This window comes from Streptomyces novaecaesareae (assembly GCF_000716875.1).
GTDB classification, from domain to species: domain Bacteria; phylum Actinomycetota; class Actinomycetes; order Streptomycetales; family Streptomycetaceae; genus Kitasatospora; species Kitasatospora novaecaesareae.
This window is the reverse complement of sequence record NZ_JNWQ01000014.1, coordinates 1-16,011: the sequence shown is the minus strand read 5'-3', so window position 1 is coordinate 16,011 and position 16,011 is coordinate 1. Positions and strand designations below refer to the sequence as shown.

The window sequence follows — 16,011 nt, the reverse complement described above, 5'->3', positions numbered from 1 at the left end:
CCGGTACCCCGCCGAGACTACAAGGAGCTTCGATGACGAAGCCGACCCGGATCGACCCGTCCGACCTGCTCGCCGTCGGCGACCTCCTCTCCGACGAGGAGCGGCTGATCCGCGACACCGTCCGCCGGTTCACCGAGGAGCGGATCCGCCCGCACATCGGCGAGTGGTTCGAGCGCGGGGTCTTCCCGGCCCGCGAACTCGCCCCGGAGCTCGGCGCCCTCGGTGTGCTCGGCATGCACCTCGACGGCTACGGCTGCGCGGGCGCCGACGCGGTGGCGTACGGGGTGGCCTGTATGGAGCTGGAGGCGGCGGACTCCGGGCTGCGCAGCTTCGTCTCCGTCCAGGGCTCGCTCGCCATGCGCTCGATCCACGCCTTCGGCTCCGAGGAGCAGAAGCAGCGCTGGCTGCCCGGCATGGCGGCCGGCGAGCTGATCGGCTGCTTCGGCCTCACCGAGCCGGACTTCGGCTCGGACCCGGCCAACATGCGGACCCGCGCGGTCCGCAAGGGCGGCGAGGGCGGCGACTGGGTGCTGTCCGGCAGCAAGATGTGGATCACCAACGGCAGCATCGCCGACGTCGCGGTCGTCTGGGCGCAGACCGAGGAGGGCGTGCGCGGCTTCCTGGTCGAGCGCGGCACCCGCGGTCTGACCGCCACCGACGTGCACGGCAAGCTGTCCCTGCGGGCGTCCGTCACCAGCGAGCTGGCCTTCGACGAGGTGGTCCTGCCCGCCGACGCCGTGCTCCCCGGGGTGGTCGGCCTGCGCGGTCCGCTCTCCTCCCTCAACGAGGCCCGCTACGGCATCCTCTGGGGCACCGTCGGCGCCGCCCGTGACTGCTACACCGCCGCCCTGGACTACGCCAAGAGCCGGATCCAGTTCGACCGTCCGATCGCCGGCTTCCAGCTGACCCAGCAGAAGCTGGTCGAGATGATGCTGGAGGTCGAGAAGGCCTACCTGGTGGCGCTGCGGATCGGCCGTCTCAAGGAGGAGGGCGCGGCCCGTCCGCCGCACGTCAGCTTCGGCAAGCTCAACAACGTCCGCACCGCGCTGGAGATCGCCCGCAGCGCCCGGACCGTCCTCGGGGCCAACGGCATCACCACCGAGTACCCGGTGCTGCGGCACGCCAACAACCTGGAGTCGGTGCTCACCTACGAGGGCACCAGCGAGATCCACACCCTGGTCCTCGGCGAGGCCATCACCGGCGAGTCCGCGTACCGCTGACGGGCCGTCCACCCCTGGTGGGCAGGGAAAATCCGGTGGCCGGGCCGCTCGTGGCCCGGCTACCGTCCCGGCCATGACCAGTACGCCCGTCCGCACGCCCCCGACCACCACCCTCTGGCGCCCCACCGGCCCCGAGGAGCTGGCCCTGGTCGAGGCCGCCGACTGGCGTGCCTGGCCGCCCCGCCTGCCCGACCAGCCGATCTTCTACCCCGTCCTCAACGAGGACTACGCGATCCGGATCGCCCGGGACTGGAATGTGCCCGCCTCCGGCGTCGGCTACGTCACGCGCTTCAAGGTCGAGGCCGACTTCCTCGCCCGCTACCCGGTACGGCAGGCCGGCGGCCGGACGATCCTTGAGCTCTGGGTGCCCGCCGAGGAACTGGACGAGTTCAACCGGCACATCGTCGGCCGCATCGAGGTCGTCCGCGAGTTCCGGCCCTAGCCGTGGCCGTGGCCGTGGCCCGCCCGTCCTGCGGACGGGAGGCGCCGTCCGCCGCTGCCCGCCGCCGTCCGCCCGACACCCGCCGTCCGTCCGACACCCGCCGGACACCCGGCGTTCGGCGGTGCGATGCCGGGCGGTACGGCGGCCGGTGAAGCATGACGCGGTCGGCGGTGCCCTCGGAGGGTGCGGGCCGATCGTGCGCACGACCGAAAGGAACCACCGCCATGTCCGCTGCCCAGTGGCCCCGACCCCGCGTGCTCGTCGTCGGGATCGACGGCGTCCGCCACGACTACCTGGCGCAGGTGCCGATGCCGCGCCTGCAGGAGGTCGCCGAGGCCGGGTTCCTGGTGCCGGTGACCGTGGCGGACACGACGCCGACCATGTCCGGGCCCTGCTGGGCCACCATCGTGACCGGCGTCGAGCCCGCCAAGCACGGCGTCTGGGGCAATCACCTGGGCGGCAACCGGCTCGACGTGTTCCCCGACTTCGCCACCCGGCTCAACCGCGGCGACCGCCGCCGCACCTTCGTCGCGGCCGGCTGGGACCCGCTGATGATCAACGAGTCCGGCGGCCCGCTCTTCCGCGCCCCCGGCCGGCTCTCCTACATCGCCCCGGCCGAGGACACCCCCGAGGCCTGGGAGGCCGTGGACGAGGAGGTCACCCGGGAGGCCGTCCACGTCCTCGGCACCGCCGACCCCGAGGCCTCCTTCGTCTACCTCGGCGCCGTCGACGAGACCGCCCACTTCCTCGGCTGCGGCGACGAGTACCGCGCCGCCATGCGCACCGCCGACGAGCGCCTCGGCCGCCTCCTGGACGCCGTTCGCGGCCGGGCCGCGTACGCCGAGGAGCAGTGGACCGTCATCGTCGTCACCGACCACGGCCACGTCGACGCGGGCGGCCACGGCGGCCGTACGGTCGAGGAGCGGACGGCCTGGGTCGCCTGCGCCGGGCACGACATCCCGGCCGGGCCGCCCACCGGCGAGATCCGCCACCCGGACGTCGCCGCCCAGGTGTACGCCTCCCTGCTGCGCCCGATCGACCCGCACTGGACCCTCGACGGGCGCCCCTTCCCGGTCGCCCGCCCGGTGCCCGTGACGGTCTGACCCGCCCGGGCACGCGGGCCCCACGGCCGCCCGATGCCCCCCGGGTGCAGCAGGCCGGGCTGCGGCGGAGCCGGGCTTGAGCGACGCTCGATCGGGGCCCGAGCGGCGCCCGGGCAGCGTTCGCCCCCTCCGGTGTTCCGGTGTTCCGGTGCTCCGGGTGTCCGGGCCGGCGGAGTTCAGGGCTCTGCCGAAGGACATACGCCTGAAGGTGGAGACGGTACCCCGTGGGTTGGAGACAAGGTCGCGACCTGGTGGTGACGCTCCGCCGGGGCGGCACGAGCCACGATGGTTACACCGGACGGCGTACCGCGTCGCCCGGGCCGGCAGCGGGGACACCGACGGCCGCCGGCAGCGGACAAGGGGCAACGGCCACGGCCGGGCGCGCCGACCGGCCTCACCGGTCGGGCGCACCGGCCACGGACAGGGAGAGGGAAGCCGGGCATGAAGGGCATCGTGAGCAAGGTCGCGCTGGGAGTTGCGGGCACCGGCATGGCCGTCGCCGTGGCGGCCGTGGCAATCGGCCCGCGGGTGTCCGACTGGTACAGCGAGCGCCATCAGGAGCAGGCCGCGTACGAGACCGGCACCCAGGCCAAGGCCGACCGCCGCTCGATGCCGACCTGGCTCCCCGACAACGCCTCCGGCGTCAAGTACCTGATGTCCACCACGGGCGACGACCGCCTGCTGCGCGCCACCCTCCCGGAAGGGCGGCTGCCCGTCGGCTGCACCGCCGGGCTGCCGGGCAAGTCCGCGCACCCGGTGCCGGTGTCGCTCAAGGCCGGGTGGTTCCCGGAGAACGTCGTGGCCAAGGCCACCGGCACCTGCGGGCACTACAACGTGGCGCTGACCGGCAACCAGCTCTACGCGTGGCAGGACGGCGCGGCGGTGCAGGCGGCGCTGCGCGCCGGACAGGTCGCCCAGCGCTGAGCAGGCCGGCCGTGGCAATCGGCCACCCCGGCCGGGGCCCGGCCGTTCCGACTGCGGAGCGGCCGGGCCCCTGTCGTACCCGGGCTGCGGAGGTGACACGACGTACCCCCGCTGTCGGAACCGGGCCCGGCTGCGATAGGACGGAGCGCGAACGAAGCCCTCGTCACCCCGTCCGTTAGGAGCGCCATGCCCGGCCCGCCCGTCGGCCCCACCGACGACACGTCGACCGCTGCCGCCGCGACACCCGCCACCACAGCCACCGACACACCCGCCACCGACACACCCGCCACCGACACACCCGCCGTCGGCCAACCCGCCGCCGGCCACACCGGCACCGGCCTGGCCACGATCGCCGTTCTCGGCGGCCTCACCGCGCTCGGTCCGCTCACCACCGACCTCTACCTGCCGGGCCTGCCCGCGATCGCGGACGACCTTGCCGCCGAGCCGGCCGCCGTCCAACTCACCCTCACCTTCTCGATGTTCGGCGTCGCGGCCGGGCAACTGCTCTTCGGACCGCTCAGCGACCGCTTCGGGCGCCGCCCGCCACTGCTCGTGGGGCTCGTCGCCTACACCCTGTCCAGCGTGGTGTGCGTGCTCGCGCCGAACCTGTCGGTGCTGATCGCCGCCCGCTTCGTGCAGGGCGCGGCGGGCTCCGCGGGGCTGGTGATCGGGCGCGCCATCGCCCGGGACCGCTTCCAGGGCGTCGCCCTGCTGCGCTTCCTGGCCTCGATCGCCCTGATATCCGGCCTGGCGCCGATCCTCGCCCCGATCATCGGCGCGCAGCTGATGCGGTTCACCTCCTGGCGCGGCACCTTCGGCGCGCTGACGGCGCTCGGACTGCTGCTCACCCTCGTCGCGTTCGGCGTGCTGCGCGAGACACTGCCGCCGGAGACCCGGGACGGCGGCGGGCTGGGGGCGACCCTGCGGACGATGGGGCGGCTGCTGCGCAACCTGCCGTTCCTCGGGCTGGCGCTGACCAGCTCCCTCGCGTTCGGGGCGCTGTTCGGCTACATCAGCGGGTCGTCGACGGTGCTCCAGCACGTGTACCAGGTCTCGCCGCAGACCTACAGCCTGCTGTTCGGGCTGAACTCGGTGGCGATCGTGGTGATGACGCAGGTGAACGGGCGGCTGCTGGCGCCGCGCTTCACACCGCGGTCACTGATGCTGGGCGCGCTCGCGGTGGCGGTCGCCTCGGGAGTGGCGCTGGTGCTGCTGACGACGGTGTGGGACTTGGGGCTGGCAGGGTTCTGCGCGCCGCTGTTCGTGATGATGGGCAGCCTGGGGGTGCTCCTGCCGAACACGGCCGCACAGGCCCTCGGTCTGGTCGAACCTCAGGTGGCGGGTACGGCCTCGGCCCTGCTCGGGACGGGCAACTTCCTGGTCGGAGCGGTGGTGGCCCCGCTCAGCAGCCTCGGCGGGCAGCCGTCCGCGGTACTGCTGGCGCTGGTGGTCCTGGTCAGCGGGGTGCTGGCGACGGTGGCGTACCTGGCGCTGTGCCGGCCGAGGCGGTTGGCGGTGACCGACAGCTAACAGATGACAGCTGACAGATGTTGAAATCTGTCAGCTGTCATCTGTCATTCGTTACCTGTTACCTGCAACCTGTTACCTGCTATCTGTTACCCGCCGCATTGGTGCCCGTCACCGCCCCCGTCTCGCCCGCACTCAGGCGATCGAGAAGTCGTCCCCGTACACGTCGCCCTGGCCGTACCAGCCGTGCAGGTACACGGTGACGGTGCCCGAGGCGCCGGTGGTGAAGGGTACGGACAGCTTCGTCCAGCCGGAGGAGGTGGCCCAGGTGCTGGCGGTGGCGCCGCCGCTGACGCCGACGTACGCGTAGTTGCCCTGCACCCAGCCGCTCAGCGTGTAGCTGGTGTTGGGCTTCAGCGTGACGGTCTGCGAGCACTCGCCGGTCTGGCTCGCGGTGGCCGCGGCCTGCAGCGCGTGCGAGCCGGAGTGGGCCGGGGCGGAGACCACGGCGCCGCCGCTCTGGCAGGTCCACGGGGCCAGGCTGCCGGTCTCCAGGTCGCCGTTGACCAGGCCGGTCGTCGGGCCCGTCCCGGTGACGGTCAGCGTGAAGACGCCGGTGTGGCTGCCGGAGGCCGCCGTGCCGGTCACCGTGATCGGGTAACTCCCGGGCGCCACCGACGCGGTGGTGGTGATGTTGAGGGTGGCGCTGCTGCCGGCGGTGACGCTCCCGGGGGTGACGGTGGCGGTGACGCCGGCCGGGGCGCCGCTGACCGTGAGGTTGACGTTCTGCGCCGAGCCCGCCGTGACGGCCGTCCCGATGGTCGCCGAGGTGGACGAACCGGCCGTGACCGTACCGGAGTTCGGGCTGGCGCTGACCGCGAAGTCGTTGCCCACCGTCGAGCCGCTGGTGAACGGCGCGAAGACGTGGCTGAAGTCCCAGGTGTTCTGGTTGATCCCGGAACAGGCGTCGGCCCCGCCCTTGCCCGGGCAGCCGCCGTTGTCGCGCTGGAGCGCCCAGAAGGACAGCGTGTTGATGCCCTTGGACACCGCCCAGTTGTACACGGTGGTGGCGTTGGCCAGGGTGAAGGTCTCGGCTGCGCCGTAGTCGTCGATGCCGAGCATCTCGGTGATCCCGATCGAACCCCACAGCTGGGCGGGGGTCTTGGACGGGTAGAGCTTGGCGAGCTGGTTGTAGAGGCCCTGCGCGGAGGTCTGGGTGTCGGCCGCCATGTCGTGGGTGGCGCCGTCGTAGTAGTCGAAGGTCATCATGTTGACGACGTCGATCCGCGCGTTGTTGCCGACCGCGTTCCTCAGCACCGCGAGGCCGCTGTCGGCCAGCCCGCCGGTGGTGGTCGGCAGCGTGTAGGAGAACTGGATGGTCCGCCCCTTGGTGGCGGCCCAGTCCTGCACGAGCTTGATCGCCTTGTTGCGGCGGTCGATCCCGGCGGTGTTGGTCAGCGAGTTGTCCTCGACGTCGAGGTCGATCCGGCTGATGTCGTAGGTTGTGATGACGTTCTCGAAGGCGGCCGCGATCTGGTTGACGTCGGTGCAGCTGTCGGCCAGCTCGGTGCCGGTGTTGTCGGCGGTGTACCCGCCGAAGGAGGGGATCACGTCCCCGCCGTTGGCACGGATGGTGGCGATGTCGGCGCCGAAGGTCGAGGAGGCGACCGGCATGGAGGAGTCGCCGTTCCAGTACGGGGTGCACGAGCCCTTGGTGGCGGCCTGCAGGAACGCCATGGTCAGGTGCTTGGCGCCGGACTGCGCGGCCAGCGCGGCCGGGCTCTGGCCGGTCCAGGCCTCGAAGTAGGGGGCGAAGACCCGACTGGGGAGCGGGGTGGCGGCCTGGGCGGAGCTCGTCCCGGCGGCGACGAGGCCGGCCGAGGCGGCCAGCGTGGCGCAGGCCGTGAGTGCGGCCTGGATTGTTCTGCGAAGACGCATGGATTCTCCAACAGACGTGGTGGGGCAGGACGTTGGGGAGGTGCGAACGGGTCGGGCGCGGCGGCCGTGTGGGGTCGGCCGGGCGGTCCCTGACCCGGGAAGTCGGGATCGGACGGAGCGCGGTGGAGCGCGCGGCGGAGATCGGGGTGTGCGGGCGTGCGGGCGTGCGGGCGTGCGGAACCCCACCGACTCGCGTGGACGCGGGCGGCGGTGCGAGTGCGCGCGCCGTTGTACGGAGCGGGGGTGGAGCGGAACAGGGCAGGGCAGTGCCTCAGCCGCCGGTGGTCACACCCCCACAGTGCATCCCGGTCGGATCGACATGCCTATGTTTGGACTAGACCACTGGTCTGTCAAGAGACCTGACAGTTCGTCAACACACCGTCCGGGCGCGTGAGGGGGGCCGATTGGGCGCCGGGATGGGAGGGTCGCCCGGCAAAAAAAGAAGACCGTGGCCGCACCCCCGTTGGACGGGGTGCGGCCACGGCCGCCCGGCGCTCAGGACGCCGGGTGTTCAGGGTGGTGCGGTCTGGATCAGCGTGACGCCGGGCAGAGCGTGGTCCGCAGCGCGTCGTTGATCTTGGCGGCGGTGTCCGGTCCGAAGCCCTGCGGGTGGTCGGTCGAGGTGAAGCGCTGGTTGGCCAGCTCGACCAGCTTCCCCTTGTCCTTGGGGAACTGGTAGAGCGACTGGCACTGGTTGCGGGCCCGGTCCACGGCCTGGTCGGGCTTGCCGCCGACGATCGCCGGGTCGATCGCGTCCAGCGCGGCGACCAGCTTGGCGGTGAGGTCGGAGTCCGGCTTGGCGGGCAGTCCGGCGTCGGTGGGCGGGGCGGGCTTGGCAGGTGCGGGGGCTCCGGGGGCCGTGCCGTCGGGGGTGGGCGCGCCCGTGGCGCCGTCGGGCGTTGGGGCGGCCGTGTCGGGCGCGGGGGCCGACGGCGTCGCGGCGGCGTCGGAGGGGGCGGCGGTCGAGGCAGCGGTGGCGGCGGTGGCGGTGGGGGAGCCGGCCGCGGAGGTGGCCTTGCCCGAGCTCGATCCGGAGCTGGAGCAGGCAGCGAGGCTCACCGCGGCGAGTGCCGTGAGGGTGGCGGCGAGGAGTCGAGTGCGCATGGCGCCCACACTGTCATGTTCGCGGCGCAGAAGGGAAGGTCCCTCGGGAGAGCGGCCGGGCCCGTGCGGACAGGCCTCGGATGCGGCGAACGGCGGCCCGGGGAGATGCCTTCCCGGGCCGCCGCGCGCCGTGTGCCGACCGTCAGCCGTGACGCCCGTACGAGCCGGTCGTCAGCCCAGGCTGTTGGACTTCAGCCAGTCCTTGGCCACCGCCGACGGATCCTCCTTGTCCACCGCGACGCGCTTCATCAGCGCCGTCAGCCCCGCGGTGTCGAGCTTGGCCGACACCGCGTTGAGCGCCGCCGTCGCCGTGGCGTCCACGCCCGCCTTGTTGACCAGCGGGGTGACGTTCTGCGCGCCGAAGACGTTCTTCGGGTCGCTCAGCGGGACGAGCTTGTACTGGACGATCTTGGGGTCGGTGGTGAACACGTTGCCGACCTGGATGCTGCCGTCCTTGAGCGCGTTCGCGGTGGTGTCGGCGGTGGGCTTCCACTCCTTGAAGGTCAGCCCGTAGACGTCCTTGAACTGCGGCTCGCGCCGGGACTTGAACTCCGGCGGGCCGCCGATGGTGAACTCGCCGGCCTTGGCGGCCAGGTCGGAGATGCTCTTGAGGTTGTACTTGTCGGCGGTCTCCTGGGTGACGCTGAGCGAGTCCTTGTCCTCGGCGGGGGAGGAGTCGAGGATCCCCAGGGTGGCGGGCAGCGTCTTGGCGAGCGCCGCGTTCACGTCCTGCGTGGTGACGGCGGTGGTCTTCGGGTCCAGGTAGGCGAGCAGCGCGCCGTTGTACTCGGGCAGGACGGTCAGGTTGCCGCTCTGCAGCTGCCCGTAGAGCACCTCGCGGCTGCCGATGTTGAACTTCTCCTCGACCTTGACGCCCTTGGCCTTGAGCGCCTGCGAGTAGATCGAGCCGAGCAGCACGTTCTCCGGGAAGTTCGCGGAGCCGATGACCACCGTCGAGCCGGAGCCGCCGCCCGAGCCGCCCGAGCCGCCCGAGCCGCCGGAACCGCTGGATGACGCGGAGGCGGAGGCGCTCGAACCCCCGGCGAGCGGGTCGCCGCCGGAGGAGCCGCAGGCGGTGGCGCCGAGGGCGAGCACGGCGAGCGTGCCGAGGACGACCGCGCGCCGGCTTCGCTTCATTGTCGACATGGTGAGATATGTCCTTCCGAGGAGGATGGGAGAGGAGGTTCAGCGGGCCCGGCGCTGGGCGCGCATCCCGGGCGGGAGCGCGAACCGGGCGAGCAGGGCGAAGAACAGCTGGGCGGCGACGGCGAGCAGCACCACCAGCAGCGCACCGCCCACCGTCACGGCGTACTTGCGGGTCGCCAGCCCGTCGATGACGTAGCGGCCGAGCCCGCCCAGCCCGACGTAGGCGGCCACCGTGGCGGTCGCGATCACCTGGACGGTCGCGGTGCGGAAGCCCGCCAGCAGGGTCGGCGCGGCCGAGGGCAGGCAGACCTGCCGCAGCACCTGCGGGTGGGTCAGCCCGATGCCGCGCGCGGCGTCCCGGACGTCCGGGTCGGTGCCGCGCACCCCCTCGACGGCGGCCACCAGCAGTGGTGGCGCGGCGAGTGCGACCAGCGGGACCAGGACGGCGGTGTCGCCGACCCCGGCGAGCAGCACCGCCAAGGTCACCAGGCCGAGGGTGGGCAGGGCGCGGGCGGCGCCGGCGAACGCGGTCACCACGGTGACGCCGCGCCCGGTGTAGCCGATCAGCAGCCCGAGCGGGACGGCGAGCAGCGCCGCGTACAGCAGGGCCTCGCCGGAGAGCAGCAGGTGCTCGGAGACCCGGTGCAGGATCGAGTCCGGGCCGCTGCGGTGGTCCGGGGCGGTGAAGAAGTCGCTCAGCCAGTTCAGCCAGTTCACGAGCCCGCCCCCTTCTCCCGGACGGCCCACGGCGCGAGCAGCCGCCGGGCGGCCACCAGCACCAGGTCGACGGCCAGCGCGAGGACGGCGATCAGTGCGATGCCGGCCACGATCGGGGTCGGGAAGGTGCGTTGGAAGCCGTCGATGAACAGGTAGCCGAGCCCCCCGCGCCCCACCAGCGCGCCGACGCTGGCCAGCGAGATGCTGGACACCGCGGCGACCCGCAGGCCGGCGATCAGGTACGGGACGGCGGCGGGCAGTTCGACCGAGGTCAACCGGTGCCACGGCCCGTACCCCATCGCCGTGGCGGCCTGCCGGACGGACTCCGGGACGGCGCGCAGCCCGTCCACGGTGGTCGGCAGCAGGACGGCGAGGGCGTAGAAGGTGAGCGGGATCATGACGGTCGCCTGGGTGGCGAGCCCGGTGTACGGGATCAGCACCACGAACACGGCCAGCGAGGGCAGCGCGTAGACGATGTTGAAGACGGCGGACAGCGGCTGGTAGAGCCGGGGGAAGCGGGCGCAGGCCAGGCCGAGCGGGATCGCCAGCAGCAGTCCGATGAGCACGGGGACGAGGGCGATCACGGCGTGGTCGGCGAGCAGGTGGCCGAGGTAGCCGAGGTGGTCGCCAATCCAGTACCAGCGGACGATCGGTTCATCATCCACCGTCGGCCCCGTCCGCCTGGCTAGCCCGGTCCGGCTCGTCGGCGCTGTCTGCCTCGCCCGAGTCCGCTACGTCTGAGTCCGCTGCGCCGCCCGTCCGGTCGGCCTCGGGCCGCAGCGCGGCCAGGACGGCCTCGCGGCTCGCGGTGCCGGTGGCCCGGCCGTCGGCGTCCAGCGCGACCGCCACCCCGGAGGCGGAGAGGACGGCGGCGTCCAGCGCGGTGCGCAGGGTGTCGGTGTCCGGCCGGAAGCCGGCGGCGGCGTGCAGCTCGGCGGTGACGGCGTCGCGGTCGATCCAGCCGATCGGTCGGCGCTCGTCGTCCAGGGCCAACTCCCAGCCCCCGTACGTGAGTCCGTCGCTCACCGGGCGCAGCTCGACGGCCCGCGCGGGGCGCAGGCCGAGGCCGCGCAGGCCCCGGTCGCGGCCGAGGAAGGCGGCCACGCCGTCGTCGGCGGGGGTGGTGAGCAGCGTGTGCGGGTCGGCGAGCTGGGCGATCCGGCCGTGCTCGCGCAGTACCACCACCTGGTCGCCGAGTCGGACGGCCTCCTCGATGTCGTGGGTGACGAACAGCACCGTCTTGTGCAGCTCGGACTGCAGCCGCAGCAGTTCCTCCTGGAGCCCGGCACGCACCACCGGGTCGACGGCGCTGAACGGCTCGTCCATCAGCAGCACCGGCGGGTCGGCGGCCAGGGCGCGCGCCACGCCGACGCGCTGCTGCTGGCCGCCGGACAGCTGGAACGGGTACCGCTTGGCGGTCTCGGGCGCGAGCCCGACGAGTTCGAGCAGTTCGGCGGCCCGGGCGCGGGCCTTCTTGCGGTCCCAGCCGAGCAGGTAGGGGACGGTGGCGATGTTGTCGATCACCTTGCGGTGCGGAAAGAGTCCGGCCTGCTGGATGACGTAGCCGATGCCGCGCCGCAGCTTGGCGGGCTCCAGCTTCGCGACGTCCGTGCCGTCCAGCAGTACTCGGCCCGAGGTGGGCTCGACCATCCGGTTGACCATGCGCAGCAGGGTGGTCTTGCCGCAGCCGGACGGTCCGACCAGGACGGTTATCCGACCGGTCGGGACCTCAAGGTCCAGGCCCTCGACGGCGACGGTCCCGTCGGGGTGGCGCTTTCCGGCGCCCTCGAATCTGATCACGGGGTGTTTCCTCGTCAGGGCGCCCCGGGGAGGCGGCGCCTGTGTCGGTCGTTCGGTCGGGTCGTTCGGTGGCGGCGGTTTCAAGCGCCCGGGCGTACTTCCGCCCGCGTGGCTGCCCAGCTTTGGACCGGCGGAAACTCTGATCAGACTATGACCTGCATCATCTCCTGTCCCTGATTTACCGTCCGGCACGCGACTCAGCCCGGTGCTCAGCGGCTCAGTCCCGTGCTCAGCGGCTCAGTCCCGTGCTCGGCGGTGCGGCCCGGGTGCTCAGCCGCCCTGACGGGTCGGCAGTCCGGCGGCCGCCCAGCCGACGAACCCGCCGTCCAGGTCGGTCGCCCGGTGCAGGCCCAGCTCCCGGAGCGAGGCGGCGGCCAGGCTGGAGGCGTAGCCCTCGGAGCAGACCACGATCACCTCGATGTCGTAGCCCGAGGCTTCGGGGATCCGGTGGCTGCCCGTCGGGTCGAGCCGCCACTCCAGCACGTTGCGCTCGATGATCAGCGTGCCCGGGATCTCTCCCTCGGCCGCCCGCTGCGCCGCCGGGCGGATGTCCACCAGCAACGCGCCGTCCAGCTGGGCCTGGTACGCCTCGCGGGCGCGTGGGCGGTGGACGCCCTCGCGGGCCCGCTCCACCAGGTCGTCGATCGTCGTCACCACTGCTCCGGTCCTTCCTCCGAGGTGCGGACGAGCCCTTCGGCCCGTAGGTCGTAATGTGCCATCGAGTCCAGCGGCGGCGAGTAGGCGTGCAGGGTGACGGCGGGGCCGGAAGCGGTGTTCCGCACGTCGTGCACGTACTCGGGGCCGAAGGCCCGGGCGGTGCCGGCCTGGAGCCGGCGGATCAGCAGACCCTGCTCGGGGCCGCCGAGGGACAGCTCCTCCAACTCGCCGAGGGCGACGGCGAACGCGCCGCGCGAGCCGCCGTGGTCGTGGAAGCCGGTGGACTGCCCGGGCAGCCAGCTGATCAGCCACACCTCGTGATCGTCCTCGGCCACCAGCCGCCGGTACCAGCGCTCCTCGGTGGAGAGGCGGACGTGGTGGATCCACCGGTCGGGCTGCTCGGCCAGCTCGCGGATGATGCTCCGCAGGGTGCTGGGGGTGAGCGGGGCGCGCTCCTGCGCGGAAGGGACGGGCGTCGGGGTGTCGGTGACGGGGTCCAGGCTCGTGTTCGGGCTCATCAAGGCGTCCTCGGGTGCGGCGGGAACGTCGGCAGGGGTGCCCGGCGTCGGCGGCGGTGGACGGGCACGGGCCGACGGGGCGGCCCGTGCCCGCACGGGTGCGCCGGGGCTGGGGCGGGAGGTCAGAACTGCGGGTGCGCGGCGCGGGCCCTGGCAGGCGTCACAGGGTGGGAGCGGCGGGGGAGAGCAAGGTCAACAGGCACAGATGGAACTCGCCTGGCGTCGCAGATCGACGTGCAGGCGGCAGACCAGAGTGGTGCCGGAGTCCATGCGCCGGATCCTTCCCGAGCGAACCGGACGAAGTCAAGCCGGTTCGGCGGCCCGTCGGGGTCCGTCGACAATGAGTAAGGAGGACACGTACGGGGTAAATGAGCTTTTCATCCCACCCGGGCCCGTCCGCGTGTCCGCGTAACAAGATCGCCCCAGACGCGTTACCGCCAACGTATTGTCAGGCCACCGAGGCCCGGCCTACGGTCTACAAATCGCCTTCTACGCACGTAGACCCCGGCGGATCCCCGAGCGGATCCGCTGGTGAGACCCGCCCCGTCAACCCTCAGACCGCAGGCCCGACCGCACGGCCGGGCCGCGGAGTTGCGGAGGTTCCCATGTCGCAGATCGTCCGTGCCGCGCTCGTCCAGACCCGCTGGACCGGCGACCAGGAGAGCATGATCGCGCTCCACGAGCGGTACGCCCGCGAGGCCGCCGCCCAGGGAGCGAAGATCATCGGCTTCCAGGAGGTCTTCAACTCCCCGTACTTCTGTCAGGTCCAGGAGCCCGAGCACTACCGCTGGGCCGAGGCCGTCCCCGACGGCCCGACCGTACGCCGGATGCAGGACCTCGCCCGCGAACTCGGGCTGGTCGTCGTCGTCCCGGTCTACGAGGAGGAGCAGCCCGGCGTCTACTACAACACCGCCGCCGTCATCGACGCCGACGGCAGCTACCTCGGCAAGTACCGCAAGCACCACATCCCGCAGGTCAAGGGCTTCTGGGAGAAGTACTACTTCAAGCCCGGCAACCTCGGCTGGCCCGTCTTCGACACCGCCGTCGGCAAGGTCGGCGTCTACATCTGCTACGACCGCCACTTCCCCGAGGGCTGGCGCGCCCTGGGCCTGGCCGGCGCGCAGATCGTCTACAACCCCTCCGCCACCAGCCGCGGCCTGTCCGCCTACCTCTGGCAGCTCGAACAGCCCGCCGCCGCCGTCGCCAACGAGTACTTCGTCGCCGCCATCAACCGGGTCGGCACCGAGGAGTACGGCGACAACGACTTCTACGGCACCTCCTACTTCGTGGACCCGCGCGGCCAGTTCGTCGGCGACGTCGCCTCCGACAAGGAGGAGGAACTCGTCGTCCGGGACCTCGACCTCGGCCTGATCGAACAGGTCCGCCAGCAGTGGGCGTTCTACCGCGACCGCCGGCCCGACGCCTACGGACCGCTCGCCGAGGCCTGAGGAGCAGCGCGATGACCACCCGCGACCCGCAGCAGCGCACGATCGTCCGCGGCGGCCTCGTCATCACGGCCACCGAGGAACTCCACGCCGACGTCCTGATCGAGGGCGAGCGCATCGCCGCCCTCGCCGCCACCGGCAGCTCCGCCGCCCAGGCCTGGACCGCCGACACCGTCATCGACGCCACCGGCCACTACGTCATCCCGGGCGGCGTCGACGCCCACACCCACATGGAGCTGCCGTTCGGCGGCACCGCGGCCTCCGACACCTTCGAGACCGGCACCCGGGCCGCCGCCTGGGGCGGCACCACCACCATCGTCGACTTCGCCGTCCAGCCCGTCGGCGGCTCGCTGCGCGAGGGCCTGGACGCCTGGCACGCCAAGGCGGACGGCAACTGCGCCGTCGACTACGCCTTCCACACCATCGTCTCCGACGTCAACGACGGCGTCCTCAAGGAGATGGACGCGCTCGTCGACTCCGGCGAGTCCACCTCCTTCAAGCTCTTCATGGCCTACCCCGGCGTCTTCTACAGCGACGACGGCCGCATCCTGCGCGCCATGCAGCGCGGCGCCGCCAACGGCGGGCTGATCATGATGCACGCCGAGAACGGCATCGCCATCGACGTCCTGGTCGAACAGGCGCTCGCCGCGGGGAGGACCGCCCCCCGCTACCACGGCGAGGTCCGCCGCGAACTGCTGGAGGCCGAGGCCACCCACCGGGCGATCAAGCTCGCCCAGGTGGCGGGCAGCCCGCTCTACGTCGTGCACGTCTCCGCCGCCGCGGCCCTCGCCGAACTCGCGCAGGCCCGCGACGCCGGGCTCAACGTCTTCGGCGAGACCTGCCCGCAGTACCTCTTCCTCTCCACCGACAACCTCGCCGAGGAGGGCGCCGACGGCTTCGAGGGCGCCAAGTACGTGTGCAGCACGCCGCTGCGGCCGCGCGAGCACCAGGAGGCGCTCTGGCGCGGGCTGCGCACCAACGACCTCCAGGTGGTCTCCACCGACCACTGCCCGTTCTGCTTCACCGGGCAGAAGGAGCTCGGGCGCGGCGACTTCTCGAAGATCCCCAACGGCCTTCCGGGCGTGGAGAACCGGATGGACCTGCTCCACCAGGCCGTCGTGGACGGGCACATCAGCCGGCGGCGCTGGATCGAGATCGCCTGCACCACGCCCGCCCGGATGTTCGGGCTGCACCCGCGCAAGGGCACCCTCGCTCCGGGCGCCGACGCCGACCTCGTCGTCTACGACCCCACCGCGGTGCAGACCGTCTCCGCCGCGACCCACCACATGAACGTGGACTACTCCGCGTACGAGGGCCGCCGACTCACCGGCCGGGCCCGGACGGTGCTCTCCCGCGGCACCGTGGTGCTCGACGACGGCACCTGGCACGGCCGGGCCGGCCACGGCACCTTCCTGCGCCGCGACACCTGCCAGTACCTGACCTGAACCTTCCCCCCTCCTCCCCCTCCCGCCCGGGGCCTGTCTCTTATACACATCTCCGAGCCCACGAGACAGGCAGAAATCTCGTATG

The 16,011-nt window shown here is 72.5% G+C and carries 16 protein-coding genes; 7 read left to right on the top strand and 9 right to left on the bottom strand.

Annotated features, from left to right (window positions below):
• The first annotated feature begins 32 nt into the window (after positions 1-32).
• The 5 genes from OP86_RS07465 to OP86_RS07445 all read left to right on the top strand — a co-directional run bounded on the left by OP86_RS07465 (position 33) and on the right by OP86_RS07445 (position 5,219).
• Positions 33-1,220, top strand: coding sequence for an acyl-CoA dehydrogenase family protein (locus OP86_RS07465; RefSeq protein WP_030058192.1), 1,188 nt, complete (start codon positions 33-35; stop codon positions 1,218-1,220).
• A 73-nt stretch (positions 1,221-1,293) separates the two neighbouring features.
• Positions 1,294-1,662: a hypothetical protein gene (locus tag OP86_RS07460; protein WP_030254539.1), complete on the top strand. Its 369-nt coding sequence runs from the start codon at positions 1,294-1,296 to the stop codon at positions 1,660-1,662.
• Positions 1,663-1,886: 224 nt separating this feature from the next.
• Positions 1,887-2,765 carry an alkaline phosphatase family protein gene (locus OP86_RS07455; protein WP_030254536.1) on the top strand — a complete coding sequence of 293 codons (879 nt, stop codon included), beginning with the start codon at positions 1,887-1,889 and terminating at the stop codon, positions 2,763-2,765.
• Between the two features lie 441 nt (positions 2,766-3,206).
• Positions 3,207-3,689 carry a hypothetical protein gene (locus OP86_RS07450; protein WP_030058196.1) on the top strand — a complete coding sequence of 161 codons (483 nt, stop codon included), beginning with the start codon at positions 3,207-3,209 and terminating at the stop codon, positions 3,687-3,689.
• Between the two features lie 186 nt (positions 3,690-3,875).
• Positions 3,876-5,219, top strand: coding sequence for a multidrug effflux MFS transporter (locus tag OP86_RS07445; RefSeq protein WP_051829804.1), 1,344 nt, complete (start codon positions 3,876-3,878; stop codon positions 5,217-5,219).
• Between the two features lie 132 nt (positions 5,220-5,351).
• On the opposite strand, the gene OP86_RS07440 is transcribed toward OP86_RS07445, so the two are convergent.
• From OP86_RS07440 to OP86_RS39125, 9 genes are all read right to left on the bottom strand, one after another.
• A complete protein-coding gene (locus OP86_RS07440; protein ID WP_033331258.1) occupies positions 5,352-7,094 on the bottom strand; it encodes a glycosyl hydrolase family 18 protein in 1,743 nt (580 codons plus the stop codon).
• Between the two features lie 531 nt (positions 7,095-7,625).
• Positions 7,626-8,198: a hypothetical protein gene (locus OP86_RS34615; RefSeq protein ID WP_051829803.1), complete on the bottom strand. Its 573-nt coding sequence runs from the start codon at positions 8,196-8,198 to the stop codon at positions 7,626-7,628.
• Positions 8,199-8,369: 171 nt separating this feature from the next.
• On the bottom strand, positions 8,370-9,335 hold the full coding sequence (locus tag OP86_RS07430) for an ABC transporter substrate-binding protein (RefSeq protein WP_030254528.1): 966 nt from the start codon (positions 9,333-9,335) through the stop codon (positions 8,370-8,372).
• Positions 9,336-9,383: 48 nt separating this feature from the next.
• The gene (locus OP86_RS07425; RefSeq protein WP_030058201.1) at positions 9,384-10,061 is read right to left on the bottom strand and encodes an ABC transporter permease; all 678 of its coding nucleotides are present in this window, start codon (positions 10,059-10,061) and stop codon (positions 9,384-9,386) included.
• Positions 10,058-10,726, bottom strand: a complete 669-nt coding sequence (locus tag OP86_RS07420; protein ID WP_030058202.1) for an ABC transporter permease — start codon at positions 10,724-10,726, stop codon at positions 10,058-10,060. Before OP86_RS07420 ends, OP86_RS07425 begins: the two co-directional genes overlap by 4 nt.
• Complete coding sequence (locus OP86_RS07415; RefSeq protein ID WP_051829802.1) at positions 10,719-11,861, bottom strand: ABC transporter ATP-binding protein; 1,143 nt, start codon at positions 11,859-11,861, stop codon at positions 10,719-10,721. Before OP86_RS07415 ends, OP86_RS07420 begins: the two co-directional genes overlap by 8 nt.
• 270 nt (positions 11,862-12,131) lie before the next feature.
• Positions 12,132-12,518 (bottom strand): rhodanese-like domain-containing protein, encoded by a 387-nt coding sequence (locus OP86_RS07410; RefSeq protein WP_030058204.1) that lies wholly within the window; start codon positions 12,516-12,518, stop codon positions 12,132-12,134.
• Positions 12,512-13,036 carry a cysteine dioxygenase gene (locus OP86_RS07405; RefSeq protein WP_030058205.1) on the bottom strand — a complete coding sequence of 175 codons (525 nt, stop codon included), beginning with the start codon at positions 13,034-13,036 and terminating at the stop codon, positions 12,512-12,514. Before OP86_RS07405 ends, OP86_RS07410 begins: the two co-directional genes overlap by 7 nt.
• A 192-nt stretch (positions 13,037-13,228) precedes the next feature.
• Positions 13,229-13,306: a putative leader peptide gene (locus OP86_RS39125; protein WP_101948289.1), complete on the bottom strand. Its 78-nt coding sequence runs from the start codon at positions 13,304-13,306 to the stop codon at positions 13,229-13,231.
• A gap of 335 nt (positions 13,307-13,641) precedes the next feature.
• Here OP86_RS39125 and OP86_RS07400 point away from each other — a divergent pair, with 335 nt between their 5' ends.
• Positions 13,642-14,484 (top strand): nitrilase-related carbon-nitrogen hydrolase, encoded by an 843-nt coding sequence (locus OP86_RS07400; protein ID WP_030058206.1) that lies wholly within the window; start codon positions 13,642-13,644, stop codon positions 14,482-14,484.
• A gap of 11 nt (positions 14,485-14,495) precedes the next feature.
• Positions 14,496-15,926, top strand: coding sequence for a dihydropyrimidinase (gene hydA / locus OP86_RS07395; RefSeq protein ID WP_030058207.1), 1,431 nt, complete (start codon positions 14,496-14,498; stop codon positions 15,924-15,926).
• The last annotated feature ends 85 nt before the right edge of the window (positions 15,927-16,011 follow it).